The sequence below is a fragment of the Aliarcobacter butzleri genome, assembly GCF_900187115.1.
GTDB lineage: Bacteria > Campylobacterota > Campylobacteria > Campylobacterales > Arcobacteraceae > Aliarcobacter > Aliarcobacter butzleri.
The window spans coordinates 915,756-934,368 of the sequence record NZ_LT906455.1; the positions used below are offsets into that span (position 1 = coordinate 915,756).

An 18,613-nucleotide genomic window follows, 5' to 3' on the forward strand; every position below is an offset into this window, starting at 1 on the left:
ATACAAGCTTTAAGAGATAAACAAAAAAATATATTTCAGTAGGTCTTACGATAGATGAAGTAAGAAATATTATACTAAAAAACAACAGATTTTTTTGGAGTAGCTGGAATTTCTCATGTAAGTTGTTCGTCGTAGAGGAGATTTAACTCATACATTCCCAAGCTAAAGCTTGGGAATGAAAAAAACTTATATTTTATTTTATAAATTCTATAATATCTTTAAAATAAGTCCCCAGTGCCGCACCTAAAATAAGAGTTACTAGCCATGTTCCTAAGGAAACTAGTTGCCTTAATCTTTTACCTTTATTTTCTTGTTCAATTAACTCATGTTTTAATGCTTCTTCCATTTCAACCTTAAATGCTTCAAAGGCTTCTTTATTTGTATTAGCTAATGTTTGATATCTATCCGCTAACTTCTTTTTTTCTGAAATAGTATCTATTAAATCATTTAATTGTTTATCTTGAGAATAAAGATCATCTTGTATATCTCGAATTATATTTGAAGCTGCTTCAATATGTTTCTTTGCAGCTTCAACTCTATTTTTAGCGGCTAATTCATCTTGGCTAGAAGGAAAGAATTCTTTTAAATACTTACCAGTTGCACCTTTTGTAATATTTTTTATTTCTTCATCAGTATAAAGTTTTCCATTAATACTTCTTACTATTTCTAAAACAATACTACTAAATAAATCTAAAGACATTAAATAACCTTTGATAAAATTTCTAACAAGTTTTATGTAGATTTTATCAAAGTTTGGCAAAGGTGTGCTCCAAGTACATCGAGCCAAACTTTGGTGAAAGATGCGTGGAAAGTGTTAGAAATTATTCCCACTCGATAGTTGCTGGTGGTTTTGATGAAATATCATACACTACTCTGTTGATTCCATCAACTTCGTTGATGATTCTTCTTGAGATAGTTTCAAGTATTTCATGTGGAATATGTGCAAAAGTTGCTGTCATACCATCTGTTGCATCTACTATTCTTACACAAACTGTATTATCATAAGTTCTATTATCACCCATAACACCAACAGATTTTACATTTAATAATACTGTAAATGCTTGCCAAGTTTTATCATAATATCCAGTTGAATGTAATACATCAAGCATGATAACATCAGCTTTTCTTAAAAGTTCTAAATCAGGTTTATTTACTTCACCCATAATTCTAATAGCAAGACCAGGACCAGGGAATGGATGTCTGCTTATCATACTTTTTGGAAGACCAAGTTCTAATCCTAAAGCTCTAACTTCATCTTTGAAGATTTCTCTTAGAGGTTCAATTAGTTCAAATTTCATCCAATCAGGAAGACCACCAACATTATGGTGAGATTTGATAGTTTTACTTGGACCTTTTACAGAAACTGATTCGATAACATCTGTATATAAAGTTCCTTGTGCTAAAAACTCAATTCCAGAGTGTTTTTTTGCTTCTACATCAAATACTTCGATAAATGTTTCACCAATGATTTTTCTTTTTTTCTCTGGGTCTGTAACACCAGCTAGTTTTGATAAGAAAGTTTCACTTGCATCAACTGTGATTAGATTTACACCTCTGCTTTTGAACATAGTTTCAACTTGTTCTCTTTCATTTGCTCTTAAAAGTCCATTATCTACAAATACAGGAATTACTTGTTCTCCAATAGCTTCAGCTAATAAAGTTGCTACAACTGAGCTATCAACTCCACCTGAAACTGCACATAATACTTTTTTATTTCCAACTTTATCTTGGATTTGTTTTATTTGCTCTTTTGCAAAACTTCCCATATTCCAAGTAGATTCACAACCACAAATATGTTTAGCAAAGTTTTTAAGAAGTTTGCTTCCTTCTTGTGAGTGATAAACTTCTGGGTGAAATTGAAATGCATAAATATTTCTATTTATATCTGCAATAGCTGCAAATGGAGAATTTTCACTTGTTGCGATTTTTTCAAATCCAGCAGGGATATTTTCAACTCTATCTCCGTGGCTCATCCAAACAATTTGACCATCTTGTGTATCTTTGAAAATTGGATTTTCAACTTCAAATTGTAATTTAGCTTTTCCATATTCGTGATGACTTGCTGGAATTACACTTCCACCAAAATGTTGAGAGATTAGTTGCATTCCATAACAAATACCTAAAATTGGAAGACCCAATTCAAATATTGTAGTATCTGGATGATAAGCATCAACAGCATAAACAGATGCTGGTCCACCTGATAGAATAATTCCTTTTGGAGTTCTAGCTACTATATCTCCAATAGGTTCATTATAAGGAACTATTTCAGAGTAAACACCTGCTTCTCTAAGTTTTCTAGCAATGATTTGAGTATATTGACTACCGAAATCTAAAACTACTATTGGTACATGTTTCATATGATATTTTCCTTTTTTGTGTTTAACTCTTAATTTTTAATCGTAAATTTTATCTAAACTCGTTTTAATCTTCTTTTATAAAGTGAGCGCCAAGCGATTTTTTTCTATTCAAAGCAGCTTTTAAAATAGATTTTGCTGTTAAAAGTCTAAGATATAATAGCCGTCCAACATCTTTTTTTAGATACTCTTCAATTTTTTCTAAAGATTTTTTAAGTTCACTAGGAATTCTTACAATTCCTGCATTTACCCACATGATTTTTCTTAAATCATCTTTTATATCTTTGTCTATTTCTTTATTTCTAACAAAGTTTATGATAGGTTTATCATAATTTGAAGGATTGATTTTAAAGTTTTCTTTCATTGAAGTTTCAACAGCAATTTCAGAAAAAACTAAACCTTCTAAAAGTGAATTTGAAGCCAATCTATTTGCTCCATGAACTCCTGTACAAGCAAGTTCACCTATTGCATAAAGATTTTTCATTCCTTTTATTTTTGCATTTAGTTCTGTTTCAACTCCACCCATAGAGTAGTGGAAAGCTGGACTTATAGGAACTCTTTCAAAAGGAAGTTCATAACCTAAATCTTTTAAGTTTGCATAAATATTTGGAAATCTTTGTTTAAATGCTTTTTTCTCAAAAGTTCCAAAAGATAAAAATATTTTTAATCCAGTTTTTTTATGATAATCAAAAATAGAACGGCTAACTACATCTCTAGGAGCAAGTTCACCATCTTTATGATAATCAAATAAAAATCTATATCCGTTTTCATCTACAATATGCGCGCCTTCACCTCTTAAAGCTTCACTTAAAAGAGGTTTTCGTGCAAAAGATGTTCCTTTTACAACTGTTGGGTGAAATTGCATCATCTCCATATCTTTTAATGGAAGATTTTTTTCAGAAATAATTCCTTGTACTTCACCTGCATTTGCTGTTGAATTTGTATGATATTTGTAGATAGAACCAACTCCACCACTTGCAAGTATTGTTGTATGTGCGAAAGCAACTTTTTGTTCAGTTTCACTTACAAAATATTGAACACCATAACAAATGTCATCTTTTATTAGTAAATCACAAACAACAGCTTGAGTTACAATCTCATGTTTGCAATGTTCAAGTAAAAAGATATGAATCATTCTTCCAGTTGCATCACCATCAGCATGTAAAATACGATTTCTACTATGAGCAGCTTCTTTTGTATAAGCTAGTTTTCCTTCATTGTTTAAATCAAATTTCATTCCATCATGGATTAAATTTTTGATTGTAGAAATAGATTTATGACTTAAAAGCTCAACAGCTTCTTTGTCATTGTAGTTTACACCAGCTTCTAAAGTATCTTTTATGTGAGTTGGAATATCACTTTCATCAACTGCACTTGCTATTCCACCTTGAGCCCAAAAAGTATTACAATTCCAAGTAGACATTTTACAAAGAATTAAAACTCTTTTATCTTTAGGAATTAGTCTAGCTGCATTTAGTCCTGCAACTCCAGTTCCAACTATTATATAATCGTAAATCATTTGTTTGTTTGTTCTTGTTTATCAGAAGAAACATAAATTGGGTCAGCTTTATAACCACAACCACTAAATGATAATATAAAACTCGCTATAATTAGCGTATGAAAAAAATTAGTGAAATACTTAGTCATCTTAAAAATTATCCTGAATTCAAGAAGTTTAATACATATTCTTTAATTGTAAAGTTTATTGATGTACTTCCTTTAAAACTAAAAAAAGGTGTAAAGTTTGCTTATGTTAAAAATCAAACTTTATATTTTGTATTAACTCATCCTGTTTATAAAATGGAGTTTGAGTATAACAAAGCAGATATAAAATCATTATTAAAAAATTTTAAAATTGCAAATGTTGAAGAGATAGCTTTCTTTGTCACGAATGTAGTAGAAAAAAAAGAAAAAGAGCTTGCACAAAAACCTTTTTATGAAGAGAGAAGTTATGGGATTTTTGAAAATAAAGCAAAAGATGAAAAGATTTTTAAAAAATTTGAAAATATCAGAGATATTATAAAAAATTCTTAAACTCTTTTTCTATTTGTTTGTAGTTTGGACAATACTTTTCTACTAAATTCCAAAAGTTTTTTGAGTGATTTTTGTGTTTTATATGAGAAAGCTCGTGAATTACGACATATTGCATAGTTTCAAGTGGAAATTTCATAAGCAAAATATTAAAATTTAGACCATTTTTGAAGTTACATGAACCCCAAGTTCTTTTATTTTTTCTATAACTAATTGAAGTTGGATATAAATCCATTTTTTTAGAAAATATCTCAACTATGTTTGGCAAAATCTTTTCTATCTCATTTTTATAAAATTTATCTAAATTTTTTATATTGTAATCTTGTAATTTTTTTACTTCACCTAAATATAAAAATTCATCTTCTAAAAGTGCATTTTTTGAAACTTTTTTTATAGCATTTTCAAGCCAATTTTTTCTTTTTTCTACTAAAATTTTTGCATCATATAGCGAAAAATAGATGTTTGATTTTATTTCTATTAAATCATCTTTTAAAACTTTGATATAACAATGTTTTACATTTTTTTTATTTACAAGTTTGACTGTTACTTGTTTTTCGTTTAGTTCTATTTGAAAACTCAAGTTTATCCTTAAGGAATGATTAGATAAAATCCAGCACTATTATATACAAAATATAATGATAATTTGATTTGAGGAAAAATAATGAAAATTGCAAACAGAATGGAGCAACTATCTCCATCACTTACTTTGGCAATTACAGCCTTAGGAAGAGAGCTAAAAGCTCAAGGTAAAGATATACTAAGTTTTAGTGCAGGTGAACCTGACTTTGATACGCCACAAATTGTAAAAGATGCAGCAATTAAAGCTATTAATGAAGGACAAACTAAATACACGGCAGTAGAAGGTATTATCAAAACTAAGCAAGCAATTATTAACAAATTAAAAAAAGACCACAATTTAGATTATAAATTAGAAGGGATTGTAATAAGTAATGGAGCAAAACACTCATTATTTAATCTTTGTCAAGTGTTAATTGAAAATGGTGATGAAGTGATTATTCCAAGTCCTTATTGGGTTACATATCCTGAACAAGTTAAATATTCTGGTGGAGTTCCTGTATTTATTGAAACAGATGAATCAACAAACTTTAAAATTACACCAGAGCAATTAAAAAAAGCTATTACACCAAAAACAAAAATTTTGATGTTAAATACTCCTTCAAATCCAACAGGTTCAATTTATTCTAAAGAAGAACTAACAGCTATTGGAAAAGTTTTAGAAGGAACAGATATTATAGTTTTCTCTGATGAAATGTATGAAAAAATCATCTTCAATGGGAAAAAATTTACTGCTGCAGCTGAAGTTAGTGCTGATATGTACAACAGAACAGTTACAATAAATGGTTTAAGTAAAGCTGTTGCGATGACTGGATGGAGATTTGGTTATGTTGCAACACCAAATGTTGCATTAGCAAAAGCTATGACAAAACTTCAAGGTCAAGTAACATCAAATATTAATACTATGACTCAATATGCTGCTATTCCAGCACTTGAAGGTGAAGCAGATAAAGACATCGAAATGATGAGAGCTGAATTTGAAAAAAGAAAAGATTATATTGTAAAAGCAATAAATGAAATAGATGGTTTATCTTGTTATGAACCTGATGGAGCATTTTATGTTTTCATCAATATCAAAAAAATAAGCAATGATTCGATGAAATTTTGTGCAGATTTACTAGAACAAAAAGGTGTTGCATTAGTTCCTGGACTTGCATTTGGTATGGAAGGTTACGCAAGATTCTCATTTGCTACAAGTTTAGAAGTAATCAAAGAAGGTGTAAAAAGAATCAAAGAGTTTACTCAAAAGTAAATGATGTCTCCACAAAAAAAAGCTACTGCTGTTTCATCTAGTGTTGCAGCAGTTCTTACTCTACTAAAACTTATACTTGGAATTGTAAGTGGATCTGTTGCTGTTTTAGCTTCAGCGATAGATTCTGTTTTAGATATGTTTGTATCTATTTTTAACTATTTTGCTATCTCAAAATCTGAAAAGCCTGCTGATGAACGATTTAATTATGGAAGAGGAAAAATTGAAGCTTTAGCTTCTGTAATTGAAGGAACGATTATCTCTATTTCAGGATTGTTTCTTCTTTATCAAGCATTTTTAAAAGCATATATTGGGGAAACTTCTTCTTATTTAGGTATTTCTATTTTAGTGATGATTATCTCTTTGTCTATTACAATTGTTTTAGTTTTATATCTAAATTATATTGCTAAAAAGACAAATAGTATGGTTATAAAAGCTGATGCATTACATTATAAAACTGATGTTTTTAGTACTTTAGCTGTTTTAATCTCTCTTTTACTTGTTTATTTTACAGGTTATGAAATCATTGATTCACTTATTGGTGGGGGAATTGCTATATATATTATATTTTCTGCTTATAAATTAATCTATGATGGAATTATGGTTTTACTTGATAGAGCAGTTGATGAAAAACTTGTCCAAGAAATAGTAACTATAATAAAAGAAAATAAAAGAATTCATAGTTTTCATTTACTAAAAACAAGAGAAGCTGCAAATCAAACTTTTGTTGAAGTGCATTTAGTTTTTGATAATTTAATCTCTTTAGTAGAAGCTCATAAAGTAAGTGATTCAATAGAATCAAAAATAAAAGAACTAGATAAAAAAAGAGATTGGAATATTATTATCCATCTTGATCCTTATGATGATTTAAAAGTAGATAAATTTATTATTAATAACTAAAAAATAAATTATTTTTGTTATAATCTTATATTATGAATGAATTAAGGAAATAATATAGATGAACTATGTAAAAATATTAGGCTCAAGTGGAAGTAAATCAAAGAACTTAGGAACAACATCATTTCAAATATCAAGAGATATTATTATTGATACTGGAAATGTTATTAATATTTTAGGCGATAAATCTTCACTAATAAATCATATATTTTTGACTCATTCTCACTCTGACCATATAGCTGATTTACCTTTTTTATTAGATAGTTTTTTTGAAAATAGAAGAGAAACCCTTATTATTTATGCTTCAAAAGAAACGATTGAAGTTTTAAAAGAGCATACTTTTAATGATAAAGTTTGGCCTGATTTTTCTAAAATAAATTTAATTGGAAGTGAAAAGAAATCTTTAGCTTTTAAAGAAATAAAAGAAAATGAAGAAACTATTATTGATAACTACAAAATAAAAGCTATAAGTGCAACACATATTGAAGGTTCTTTTGGATTTGTTATTACAAAAGATGAAAAAGAGGCTTATATTATAAGTGGTGACACATATATAAATGAAAAAATAATCCAAGAGATAAATTTAAATCAAAAAATAAAATTGTTGATTATAGAGTGCTCTTTTCCAAATAAAATGGAAAAACTTGCCTTTGATAGTAAACATTTAACTCCAAAAATATTAAAAGAGATGTTAAATAAAATAAATAGAGATATTCAAATATTTATTTATCATATTAAACATTTATATTTAGAAGAGATAAAAACTCAATTGGAAGAAATAGCTGTTTTTAAAAATGGAGGAAAGATTTTAGAAGATGGAGATATTATTCATATAAATAGTGGAAAGATTGATTATGAATTACTTGATCATACCGTATTTGAAAGGGTTATGAATATAAATTTGGAATTATCAAGTCAGCTAGATAAAGATAAATTATATGAGATGATTTTAACTTTAACTAGAGAACTAACTCATAGTGATGGAGGAACTTTATATATAAAATCTGATGATAAAAAATATTTAGATTTTAAAATAGTTCAAAATGATAGTTTAAATATTCATTTAGGAGGAAAAGAGAAAATTTCTTGGAACTCTTTACCTTTATATTTGGAAAATGGAGAAGAGAATAAATCTATGGTTGCTGTTGTTTCTGCTTTGGAAAATAGAATTATTAATATTCCAGATGTTTATGAATGTGAAAACTATAACTTTGAAGGTACAAAAATTTTTGATAAATCAACAGGTTATCGCTCAAAATCAATGTTAGTTATCCCTTTAATAAATCACGAAAAAGATGTAATTGGAGTAATACAATTAATAAATAAAAACATAAATCAAACAGAGACAATTTCATATAATGAATATGATGAAAGAATCATAAAGGCATTATCTTCACAAGCTGCGATGGCTTTAACAAATAGTCAACTAATAATAAGTTTAGAAAAATTTTTGGAATCTTTTGTTTCTACAATAGCAAGTGCAATAGATGCAAAATCAAAACATACTTTAAATCATATTACAAAAATGGCAAAACTAGCACCATTAATTGCTCAATCAATCTCTTTAGATGAAACTATTTATAAAGATGTAAAATACTCAAAGAATAATTTAAAAGAGATAGAATTAGCGGCAAAACTTCATGATATTGGTAAAATCTCGATGCCAGAATGGATTATTGATAAAGCTACAAAACTACAACATATGGTTGATGGAATAGAAGTAATCAAAGAGAGAGTAGAGATTTTAAAAAGAGACTTTGAAATAGAATATTTAAAAAATATTATTACAAAAGAAGAATATGAAGTTAAGATTTCTAATTTAGAAGATGATTTTAAATTTATTGAAAAAGCAAATATTGGTTCAGAATTTATGAAAAAAGAGGATTGTGAGCGAATTGAAAAAATTTCTTCATATAAATATTATAAAGATAATAAATTAGTAGATTTTATAAATGATAAAGAAAAATACAATTTATTAATTCAAAAAGGTACTTTAACAAATGAAGAAAAAGATAAGATGAATTCTCATGCACAATTATCTTATGAAATGTTATCAGTTTTACCTTTCCCTAAAAAATATGAAAATGTGATGCATATTGCAGTAAATCATCATGAAAAATTAAATGGAAAAGGTTATCCTAGAGGATTAAACGAAAATGATTTAGTTTTAGAAGATAGAATTATGATTTTAGCAGATATTTTTGAAGCTTTAACTTCAAATGATAGACCATATAAACAGACAAAGAAACTCTCAGAGGTATTTAAAATCCTAGATTTTATGGTAAAAGATGGAGAAATTGATGGAAAATTACTGGAGTTTTTTAAAAATAGTGAAGCTTTAAAAACTTATATAAATGAAGAGTTATTAAAAGAGCAAATAGATGATTTTAAATAAAAAAATAAAAAAATTCTCAATCTATTTTGTTCTTTCTTTATCTTTATCTATATTTCTTTCAGTTATTTATATATTTTTTCCTAGTTTACCTGACTCTTTAGATAATAGACTAAGAGATTATTTATTTACAATAAGAGGAGAACTTCCTCATAATCAAAATGTAGTTATAGTAGATATTGATGAAACTTCGATTAAAAGTTTAGGACAATGGCCTTGGAGTAGGGATAAATTAGCTAAAATCTTAGAAAATCTAACTTTAGCTAATGTTGGAATAGTTGGGCTTGATATTGTTTTTGCAGAAGAAGATAGAACTTCACCACATAAAATTTTACAAGATTTAAAGATTTATAAAAAAGATGTTTCAAATTATGATTTAGAGTTTGCAAATGTAGTTGAAAATTCACCAGTGATTTTAGGATATCAGTTTGATTTAGTAAAAAAAGATAATGCAAATGCAAAAGTTCCTCAAATTCCAGCAATATTTATAGAAAAAGATAAACCTCAAGATAAAAGCTATTTAATAGAAGCATATAATACTATTTTAAATATACCTCAGATTCAAGATAAAGCATATTCAAGTGGTTTTTTTAATAACATTCCAGATGATACAGGAATTATAAGAAGTGTTCCTTTGATTATTTCCTATGATGATACTATTTATCCATCTTTGGCTTTGGAAGTTATTCGAGTTATAAATGATACACAAAAAGTTGTAGTTCAATATGATGAAAACGGAATATCAAATATTGTTTTAGATGATATTTCAATTCCAACTGATAGATATGGAAGAATGTTAATAAACTTTAGAGGTCCAGAAAGAAGTTTTAAATATATTAGTGCAATTGATATTTACAACAATAGTTTTGATAAAAGTGAAATAGATGGAAAAATTGTACTTATAGGAACAAGTGCTGCTGGACTTTTTGATTTAAGAGCAACTCCGTTTGATTCTATTTTTCCTGGAGTTGAAGTTCATGCAAATATTATAGATAATATTTTGATGCAAGATTTTATATATAAAGCATCTTGGCTTGATGGTGCAAATATCTTAATAATATTTGTTTTGTCAATTATAGTAGTAATGCTTACAACTTATACTACTTTTTGGGCAAATCCTATAATCTTTCTCTCTTTTTCGATTAGTTATCTTTTTTTAGTTTATAACTTATTATTTGATTATGGAATTGTTTTAAATATACTTTTTCCAATAGCTACAGTTTTAATTGCATCTATTATGACTACTTTATTTGATTATTTTTACAATATTAAAAAAGAAGAAGCTATAAAAGCAAAATTTGCTTCAAAGGTTTCAAAAAATGTTATGGATGATATTTTAAAAAATATTGATAAAAATGAGTTTAGTGCAAAAAGTAAAGAAGTAACAATATTTTTTAGTGATATTAGAGGATTTACAAATATTTCAGAAAAACTTGATGCAAAAGATTTAATAAGTTTTTTAAATAGATATATGCAACCTATGAGTGAAATTATTATCAAATATCAAGGAACTATTGATAAATTTATTGGTGATGCTATTATGGCTTATTGGAACGCTCCAATTGATATAAAAAATCATTGTGATTTAGCTTTAAAAGCAAGTCTTGAACAACTAGAAGTATTAGAAAAGTTAAATGTTGAACTTGAAAAAGAGAATTTACCAAAAATAGATATTGGAATAGGTCTAAATACAGGAACTGTTATCGTTGGTGAAATGGGAAGTAGTTTAAGAAGTGATTATACAGTTATAGGAGATACAATAAATCTTGGTTCAAGAGTTGAATCTTTATGTAAATATTATGATTCTAAGTTAAATATTTCAAACTTTACGAAAGATAAATTACAAGAAAAATATATATTTAGATTTTTAGATTTGGTAAAAGTAAAAGGAAAAAATGAACCAGTTGAAATCTGGCAAGTTTTAGGAAAAGGTGAAGCAAACGAAAGTTTAAAAGAAGAGTTAGATTTATATCATAAAGCAATAGAGTTTTACAAAAATAGTGATTTTATAAATGCATTAGAAATATTTGAGAGTTTAGAAAACAATGAAAATAAAACAAATAAAAACATTTATAAGATTTATATAACTAGATGTAAAGAGTTTATAAAAACACCACCAAAGAATTTTGATGGTGTTTATGAGCATACAACAAAAGCTTAGAAAGAGTAGTAAATATTTGATTTTACTACATATTTATCGTATTCATAGATATTTTGATTAGAGTCATTATTTATATATCTAAAAGTTGCTCCTAAAGAGAGATTTTTATTTATAGATTGAATAACTCCTAAATCATAAATAACTTTGTCATTTTTTCTTTTGTTTCCATATAAGAACTCTTCATTTTCTTTATAAATATCTTTATATAGTTCAATACCATTTGTTAAGATTGTACTTTTTGTGAGTGGATACATATTTTCATATCTTAAACTTGCAAAGTCATAATCTACATTATAGTGGCTTCCTTTATCTTTATTATCTGTTCCAAATGTAAAACTAAATGTATTTATTCCAAAATCTTGTGTTAAGAATGCAAGACTATTTTGTAATTCATAATATGTTGAATCTCTAAATTCATATTGCGTTTGTTTAAAATCTTTTTTGATTAATTTTAGTTTAGTTTTATACATCAAATTTGCATCAATTTGATAGTCAAATGATGGAGTTAGAATATAATTATTCAAATAAGTGCTATTGTCTAACCAAACATAATTATAATCAAATGCTAATGATAGTTTTGATTTTTGTGTATAGTAAGATAATCCAGTTCCAAAAACAGTAAGACTTAAATCGTTATCATATTCATTGTTATATTTTTGAATATAACCAACAAACCTATTATCAATAGTTAAATCATCTTTTAGTTTGTATGTATGATTTAAAGCAAGGATATACTCTGCAACATGGTCACTTTTTTTATCTTCCATACTTAAAGGAATATTTCCCCAATATACAAGGTTGTCACTTGAATTATTATCTACATTTGAGTCAAATCCATATCCAAAACCTAAAGTTGTTTTTATAAAATTCTTTTGAGATTTTTTATCAAGTGAATTTAAAGTAAATTCGATATTTTTTCTAACATTTTCTGGTAATCCTGTTTCTTTTAAAACCTCTTCATATAAAGCTTTTGCTTCATCGTATTGTTTTAGTTGAAAATATGTTTGAGCAAGTTCTAGTTTTACTCTATTGTTATTTGGATTCTCTTTTAACATACTTTTGTATAAATTTAAAGCTTCCGAAAATTTACCTATTTCATAAGCACTTCTTGCAAGTATAAAAGTAGTATCAGATGATAGTTTGTTCTCTTTTGTATATTGTTGAAGAAGAATATAACTATCTTGAAATAATCTATTTTGATAACTCTCAATAGCTTTTTGAAAATGCTCATTTGAGTAATTCTCATTTGCTAAAACTGAAGTTAAAGAAACTGTACTTAAAATGAAAGCTGATAATAATTTTTTATTCATAGTTTTGATTACCTTGTTGCAGAGAATGTACCATTTGTTGTTATTCCTCCTGGGTATTGCATTTTTATTATACCTCCAACACTACTAATATTTTGCCCATAATACTTTCCTTCTATAAAAGAATCACTAGAATCTGAAGCAAAAAATCCATCTTTATCGACAGTGCTGTTTACAAAAGTACCACTATAATTCCTTAATTGATTTGTACTAAAGTTATAATTTCCAGCTACAGAATTACTACCTCCTCCTAAATAAATATCAAGAGAAATAAAGCTACTAGGATCAATAGTTTCACCAGGATTTAACTCCGTAGAAGAAATAGTACCTGAAAAAGATAGTTGAATAGAATTTGCTGAATCCATTAAACTTTGAACATAAGAAGAATCTGTTATTGCAACAGCAGGATTATTATCAGTTGAATTAATTCCATTTTGTATTGAATTATTCAAAATTGCATTATTTTTATCATCTTGTAATGATTGTAAGTTTTCATTCCAGTTTCCCCAAGAATTTTGATTATCAAGGTTGTCTAAAGTTCTTAAAGTTGAGCCTTCTAAAGCTAAAGGAGAACTTGGAACATTATTGAAGTTATCAACACCGTTATTACTACTTTGGTTATTTGTATTTAATCTTTCAATTATATTGTCTAAAGTACTATTTTCAAGAGGTAATGGCACAGAAGGTCTTTGGTTTGCAAAAATGTTTATATAGTTTCCTGAAGGAACATCTACAGAAACACTATTTGATAATACTATAATTCTTCCTTGTGTACAAACTATCCTATTTTCATCACCATAAAATTCAGTTCCTCTAATACCAATAGATGCTGATTTTGTTTTTAGTTTAAACTTATCTGGATTAACTTTTCCAATTTCTCCAGTTATTGTATGAAAAGCTCCTTTTAGAACATTTAATTCTGTTTTAGCTTCTTTTGTTGAGGTATTAAAAATATATTCTTCAATATTTAAACTAGATTCTTTACCTATTGTAACAATAGTATTATCTATAAAAGTAATTTTTATTTTTGAGTTTACTTGTGTAGAAATAACATCTTTATTCTCTACTTTATCTCCGATGTTTGCACCAAGAGTTTGCCCATTTCTTAAAATGGTAGCTTTACCTTCTACTAAAGAAACTATTCCTATATTTGCAAACAAAAAAGAAGCAAATAAAAGTAGTAATGTAAATATTTTTAACATAATTTTATCCCCTTGTTTTATTATTATAATAATAAAAATTACTTAAAATAATATCAAAATAATTTTTTAATAATCTTAAGATATTATTAAATATATAAAAATTATTTTTCTTATTAAATTGTAATCGATTTTAGGCTATAATCCGCCCGATTTAAAAAAAAATAATAGGGAGGTTGCGTAACTAATGGGTCCAATTACTCTTACGGATGATACGATATTATCTACAAATATAGTTATTGCAGTTGTATTACTAGTTTTATTTCTTACTTTTAAGAAATCTCAACATACAGATGTTTTTCCAATATCAGTTACAAATGAGTTAAAAGGTTTAGGAATATTAACAGTTGTATTTGCACACTTTGCATATATGAAAGTTACAAATGCAGATTTTTTATTCCCTCTGTCGATTATAGCTGGGGTTGGTGTTGATTTATTCTTATTTATGTCAGGATATGGACTGAGTGTTGGAATGCTTAAAAGACCTATGAAAACTCTTGATTTTTATAAAAAAAGAGTAATAAAAATCTTTATTCCATTTTGGGTAGCTTTAATCATCATTTTTGCAGCAGATGCAATATTCTTAAAAGAGTATTATATGGCTACATCTTTAACTACAACAGGTGAAGGTGGTTCAATTGCTCTTTATATATTTAGATCAATGTTAGGTTTTTTCCCAACTGCATTAGGTTTTGGAGATGTTAACTCACCATTTTGGTATATTACATGGATGATAATGTTTTATTTATTATTCCCAATTGTATTTTTCAAAGATAAACCATGGTTAACAGCTCTTATATTAGCTGTTATTGCTACAATTATTGGAACATTTAATCCAGGAGATTTAGGAGATAATTGGCTTCATAGATTACACACTTTAGCGTTTCCTATGGGAATAATCGCTGCTTGGTTACTTCAAGTAAAAGAGGGTGAAGAAAACAAGTTTGTTACTTTTATAAAAGAGTTTAGACTAAAAAAAGTTGGATTAGTAAGATATTTAATCATCGCTTTAATGTTTGTAGTTGTTTATTATGTATCTCAAAATACAACTGCAAATTCTTGGCCAACATTAACTGCAATTTTTGTAAAAGGTTTCTATGTTGAACAATTAATGTCATTAGTTATTATGATGGCATTTATTGTGATTTTTGTACTTAAAAAAGTTGATAATAAATTTTTAGCAATTTATGGAGTTTATTCTTACGAAGTATATTTAATCCACTGGCCTTTAATTGGAAGATATGATTTCTTCTTTGATTATTTACCATCTTGGGCTGCTGTAATTTGTTGGTTAGTTGCATTTATTTTAGTAAGTATGTTATTAAATAAAATTGTTAAACCAATTAGTGCTTGGGTTGATAAAATAGCAAAATAAATTTTAAAAAGTAAGCTTTTATAGCTTGCTTTTTTTCTTATAAGATATGAAAATAGAAAACTTAAAAAAACTTATACAAAATAATCTTGAAAATAAAACATTTGAAATCAAAAGAGTTTTTCACGGACGTGGCAATTTCTACGAAGATTTTAATTATTTAACAGTTGATAGTTTAAATGAGATTTTATTTGCTACTTTTTTTGAAGAAAGTAGCGATGAAAATGAAATAATAAAAGCTTTAAAAGATATTGCAAATGCTTATAACTATAAAACATTTATTGTGCAAAAAAAATATAAAAAAGATGAATTAAATGAAGCTATTATTGGAGAAATTCCTCCTTTTTATATTGTGGTTGAAAATGGATTAAAATATAAAATTAACTTTTTCAATAAAAACATCGGAATCTTTTTAGATATGAAAATAGGGCGCGAATATATAAGTTCTATTTGTAATGATAAAAATGTTCTAAATCTTTTTTCTTATACTTGTGCTTTTTCTGTTGTTGCAATAAATGCAAAAGCAAAACAAGTTGTAAATGTAGATATGGCAAAAGGTGCTTTAACAACTGGAAGAGAAAATCATCACATAAATAATCTTGATACTAAAAAAGTAAAATTTATGCCTTATGATATCTTAAAATCATGGAATAGAATAAAAAAAGAAGGACCTTATGATATTATCATAATTGATCCTCCATCTTTTCAAAAAGGAAGTTTTGCAGCAACAAAAGATTATGAAAAAATCATAAAAAAACTTCTTGAACTTGCAAGCGAAAATTGTATAGTTTTATCGTGTTTAAATGCTCCTGAACTTGATAGTGATTTTATAAAACAGAAATTTGAAGAGTTTGCTCCTACTTTTAAATTTGAAAAAAGACTAGAAAACTTAAACGAGTTTATTACAAATAATGAAGAAAAATCATTAAAGAATCTTATATTTAAAAAACAGAACTCTAATTAATTTTTAGTTAAAATCTTAGCTTTATTTTAGGGAGACAAAATGATAGAAAAAAATCGTTGGCTTATGGCATTAAGTGCTGTAGGTGTTCATATTTGTATAGGTTCTGTTTATGCTTGGAGCGTTTATGTAAAACCAATCCAAACTCAAATGCAATGGGATTTAACAGATGTTACTATTGCATTTAGTATTGCTATTTTCTTTTTAGGACTTAGTGCTGCACTTATGGGAAAATTTGTTGAAAAAAATGGTCCAAGAGTTTCAGCAATCATCGCAGCTTCACTTTTTGGTTTAGGAACTATGGGTTCTGGACTTGCAATAATGATGGAATCAAAAATGCTTTTATACTTCTTTTATGGAGTATTGGGTGGTTGTGGTTTAGGAATTGGATATATTTCACCAGTTTCAACACTTGTAAAATGGTTTCCAGATAAAAGAGGTATGGCAACTGGACTTGCTATTATGGGATTTGGATTTGCTTCTGCTGTTTGGGGACCAGCAATCAAAATCTTAATTGAAGCAGTTGGAATAGCTGGAACATTTTTTATTTTAGGTGCTATTTATTTTGTAGTTATGTTTTCATCGGCACTTTATTTAGAAAAACCACATGATGAGTATTTACCTAAAAGATTTGAACAAAAAATCAAAGAGGGTAAGAAAAAACTAAAAGAGGATTTAGAAAATCTATCTTTAGCACAAGCTATTAAAACACCAAGATTTTATGGTCTTTGGGTGATGCTATTTATAAATATTACTTGTGGTATTGCTATTATTGGGGTTGCCTCTCCACTTTTACAAGAAGTTTTAGGAATATCTGCTATTGCAGCAGCTGCAGCTGTTGGTTTAATGGGAATTTTTAACGGTGCAGGAAGACTTGTTTGGGCAGCAATAAGTGATTATATAACTCGTCCTGTTGTTTATGTAGTATTTTTTGCTACTCAAATAGTAGCTTTTTATATGTTACCATCGATTACTGAAATCGTAGTATTTCAAGTTGTTTTATATTTTATAATGACTTGTTATGGTGGAGGATTTGCTTCAATTCCTGCATATATTGGTGATATTTTTGGTACAAAAGAGCTTGGAGCAATTCATGGTTATATTTTAACAGCTTGGGCGGCAGCTGGTCTTGTTGGACCACTTATTATTTCAATAGTAAAAGATAGAACTGGAAGTTATTCTGAAACGCTTTATGTTTTTGCAGGATTTTTTATAATTGCATTTATTGTTTCAATAGCAATGATTATAAATATTAAGTCAATAAAAAGAAAAAAAGCAAATAAACACTAAAAGTTGTTCCAAAAGTATATAAGAATTGTCAATTTTTATATTTATATAAAAGCCTTATAAATATAATCTGAAGCAATTTTTATATAAGGATAACACTATGAAAAAGACAATATTTTCTTTTTTTGTTGCTGCTGCTATTGCAAATGCACACTTTTTAACAACAATTTCAAGTACAGATAATGTAAATGATAAAAAAGATGCAAATATCAAAATAGATGCTATGTTTATTCATCCATTTGAACAAACTGGTATGACTATGGAAAAACCAGTTGGTATTTATTTAGAATCAACAAAAAATGCTTTACCATTAACACAAACAAAAAAGTTTGATCATAAAGCTTGGGCTACAAATTATGAGATTAAAAAACCAGGTGTTTATAAGTTCTTTGTTCAACCACAACCATATTTTGAACCAGCAGAGGAAAAATATATTTCTCATGTTCCAAAAATAATAGTTAGTGCTTTTGGAGTTGAAGATGGTTGGGATGAACCATTAGGTTTAAAATATGAGATTATTCCTATGGTAAAACCTTTTGCTTTATATTCTGGAAATCTTTTTCAAGGAAAAGTTTTACATGATGGAAAACCTGCATCAAATGTAGAAGTGGAAGTTGAATTATATAATGAATTTGGACTAAAAGCTCCAAGCGAAGCTCATATAACACAAGTTGTAAAAACTGATGATAATGGAGTTTTTTCATTTGTTATGAATCATAAAGGTTGGTGGGGATTTGCAGCACTAATTGAAGAGGGTGAAAAAGATTTTGAAGGTAAAAAATATCCAATTGAAAATGGTGCATTACTTTGGATAAAAGCATACTAAA

15 protein-coding genes are annotated in these 18,613 nt (G+C 27.3%); 9 read left to right on the forward strand and 6 right to left on the reverse strand.

Going from position 1 to position 18,613, the window contains the following annotated elements:
• Positions 1–193 precede the first annotated feature (193 nt).
• The 3 genes from CKV87_RS04610 to CKV87_RS04620 form a co-directional block, all read right to left on the reverse strand.
• Positions 194–700, reverse strand: a complete 507-nt coding sequence (locus CKV87_RS04610; protein WP_144033639.1) for a hypothetical protein — start codon at positions 698–700, stop codon at positions 194–196.
• Positions 701–821: 121 nt separating this feature from the next.
• The gene (gene guaA, locus CKV87_RS04615; RefSeq protein WP_012012645.1) at positions 822–2,357 is read right to left on the reverse strand and encodes a glutamine-hydrolyzing GMP synthase; all 1,536 of its coding nucleotides are present in this window, start codon (positions 2,355–2,357) and stop codon (positions 822–824) included.
• 64 nt (positions 2,358–2,421) lie between these two features.
• Positions 2,422–3,873 (reverse strand): L-aspartate oxidase, encoded by a 1,452-nt coding sequence (locus CKV87_RS04620; RefSeq protein ID WP_012012646.1) that lies wholly within the window; start codon positions 3,871–3,873, stop codon positions 2,422–2,424.
• Between the two features lie 98 nt (positions 3,874–3,971).
• Here CKV87_RS04620 and CKV87_RS04625 point away from each other — a divergent pair, with 98 nt between their 5' ends.
• Entirely contained in the window at positions 3,972–4,388 is a 417-nt protein-coding gene (locus CKV87_RS04625; protein WP_012012647.1) for a DUF721 domain-containing protein, read from the forward strand.
• Here CKV87_RS04625 and CKV87_RS04630 read toward each other — a convergent pair.
• The gene (locus CKV87_RS04630; RefSeq protein ID WP_012012648.1) at positions 4,372–4,965 is read right to left on the reverse strand and encodes a M48 family metallopeptidase; all 594 of its coding nucleotides are present in this window, start codon (positions 4,963–4,965) and stop codon (positions 4,372–4,374) included. The two genes, CKV87_RS04625 and CKV87_RS04630, sit on opposite strands and share 17 nt — an antisense overlap.
• Positions 4,966–5,046: 81 nt before the next feature.
• Between CKV87_RS04630 and CKV87_RS04635 the strand changes: the two genes are divergently transcribed.
• The 4 genes from CKV87_RS04635 to CKV87_RS04650 are packed head-to-tail and all read left to right on the forward strand — an operon-like array spanning position 5,047 to position 11,660.
• Positions 5,047–6,213, forward strand: coding sequence for a pyridoxal phosphate-dependent aminotransferase (locus CKV87_RS04635; protein WP_012012649.1), 1,167 nt, complete (start codon positions 5,047–5,049; stop codon positions 6,211–6,213).
• Entirely contained in the window at positions 6,214–7,110 is an 897-nt protein-coding gene (locus CKV87_RS04640) for a cation diffusion facilitator family transporter (protein WP_080504832.1), read from the forward strand.
• Between the two features lie 58 nt (positions 7,111–7,168).
• On the forward strand, positions 7,169–9,502 hold the full coding sequence (locus tag CKV87_RS04645) for an HD domain-containing phosphohydrolase (protein WP_012012651.1): 2,334 nt from the start codon (positions 7,169–7,171) through the stop codon (positions 9,500–9,502).
• Positions 9,489–11,660 (forward strand): CHASE2 domain-containing protein, encoded by a 2,172-nt coding sequence (locus tag CKV87_RS04650; protein ID WP_012012652.1) that lies wholly within the window; start codon positions 9,489–9,491, stop codon positions 11,658–11,660. The genes CKV87_RS04645 and CKV87_RS04650 overlap by 14 nt, the downstream gene beginning before the upstream one ends.
• Here CKV87_RS04650 and CKV87_RS04655 read toward each other — a convergent pair.
• Both CKV87_RS04655 and CKV87_RS04660 read right to left on the reverse strand, forming a co-directional pair.
• The gene (locus CKV87_RS04655; RefSeq protein ID WP_012012653.1) at positions 11,657–12,970 is read right to left on the reverse strand and encodes a tetratricopeptide repeat protein; all 1,314 of its coding nucleotides are present in this window, start codon (positions 12,968–12,970) and stop codon (positions 11,657–11,659) included. The genes CKV87_RS04650 and CKV87_RS04655 overlap by 4 nt on opposite strands.
• A gap of 8 nt (positions 12,971–12,978) precedes the next feature.
• On the reverse strand, positions 12,979–14,169 hold the full coding sequence (locus tag CKV87_RS04660; protein WP_012012654.1) for a FecR family protein: 1,191 nt from the start codon (positions 14,167–14,169) through the stop codon (positions 12,979–12,981).
• Positions 14,170–14,353: 184 nt separating this feature from the next.
• On the opposite strand from CKV87_RS04660, the gene CKV87_RS04665 reads away from it, so the two are divergent.
• The 4 genes from CKV87_RS04665 (at position 14,354) to CKV87_RS04680 (ending at position 18,612) form a co-directional block, all read left to right on the forward strand.
• Positions 14,354–15,541, forward strand: a complete 1,188-nt coding sequence (locus CKV87_RS04665; RefSeq protein ID WP_004509116.1) for an acyltransferase family protein — start codon at positions 14,354–14,356, stop codon at positions 15,539–15,541.
• Between the two features lie 46 nt (positions 15,542–15,587).
• Positions 15,588–16,502, forward strand: a complete 915-nt coding sequence (locus tag CKV87_RS04670; protein WP_012012655.1) for a class I SAM-dependent methyltransferase — start codon at positions 15,588–15,590, stop codon at positions 16,500–16,502.
• A gap of 39 nt (positions 16,503–16,541) precedes the next feature.
• Complete coding sequence (locus tag CKV87_RS04675; RefSeq protein WP_012012656.1) at positions 16,542–17,789, forward strand: L-lactate MFS transporter; 1,248 nt, start codon at positions 16,542–16,544, stop codon at positions 17,787–17,789.
• A 97-nt stretch (positions 17,790–17,886) separates the two neighbouring features.
• Positions 17,887–18,612, forward strand: coding sequence for a DUF4198 domain-containing protein (locus tag CKV87_RS04680; protein ID WP_012012657.1), 726 nt, complete (start codon positions 17,887–17,889; stop codon positions 18,610–18,612).
• The last annotated feature ends 1 nt before the right edge of the window (position 18,613 follow it).

Coding starts and splice junctions, on each gene's coding strand:
- CKV87_RS04610 (WP_144033639.1), bottom strand. CDS start 700: ATGTCTTTAGATTTATTTAGTAGTATTGTTTTAGAAATAGTAAGAAGT.
- guaA (WP_012012645.1), bottom strand. CDS start 2,357: ATGAAACATGTACCAATAGTAGTTTTAGATTTCGGTAGTCAATATACT.
- CKV87_RS04620 (WP_012012646.1), bottom strand. CDS start 3,873: ATGATTTACGATTATATAATAGTTGGAACTGGAGTTGCAGGACTAAAT.
- CKV87_RS04625 (WP_012012647.1), top strand. CDS start 3,972: ATGAAAAAAATTAGTGAAATACTTAGTCATCTTAAAAATTATCCTGAA.
- CKV87_RS04635 (WP_012012649.1), top strand. CDS start 5,047: ATGAAAATTGCAAACAGAATGGAGCAACTATCTCCATCACTTACTTTG.
- CKV87_RS04640 (WP_080504832.1), top strand. CDS start 6,214: ATGATGTCTCCACAAAAAAAAGCTACTGCTGTTTCATCTAGTGTTGCA.
- CKV87_RS04645 (WP_012012651.1), top strand. CDS start 7,169: ATGAACTATGTAAAAATATTAGGCTCAAGTGGAAGTAAATCAAAGAAC.
- CKV87_RS04650 (WP_012012652.1), top strand. CDS start 9,489: ATGATTTTAAATAAAAAAATAAAAAAATTCTCAATCTATTTTGTTCTT.
- CKV87_RS04655 (WP_012012653.1), bottom strand. CDS start 12,970: ATGAATAAAAAATTATTATCAGCTTTCATTTTAAGTACAGTTTCTTTA.
- CKV87_RS04660 (WP_012012654.1), bottom strand. CDS start 14,169: ATGTTAAAAATATTTACATTACTACTTTTATTTGCTTCTTTTTTGTTT.
- CKV87_RS04665 (WP_004509116.1), top strand. CDS start 14,354: ATGGGTCCAATTACTCTTACGGATGATACGATATTATCTACAAATATA.
- CKV87_RS04670 (WP_012012655.1), top strand. CDS start 15,588: ATGAAAATAGAAAACTTAAAAAAACTTATACAAAATAATCTTGAAAAT.
- CKV87_RS04675 (WP_012012656.1), top strand. CDS start 16,542: ATGATAGAAAAAAATCGTTGGCTTATGGCATTAAGTGCTGTAGGTGTT.
- CKV87_RS04680 (WP_012012657.1), top strand. CDS start 17,887: ATGAAAAAGACAATATTTTCTTTTTTTGTTGCTGCTGCTATTGCAAAT.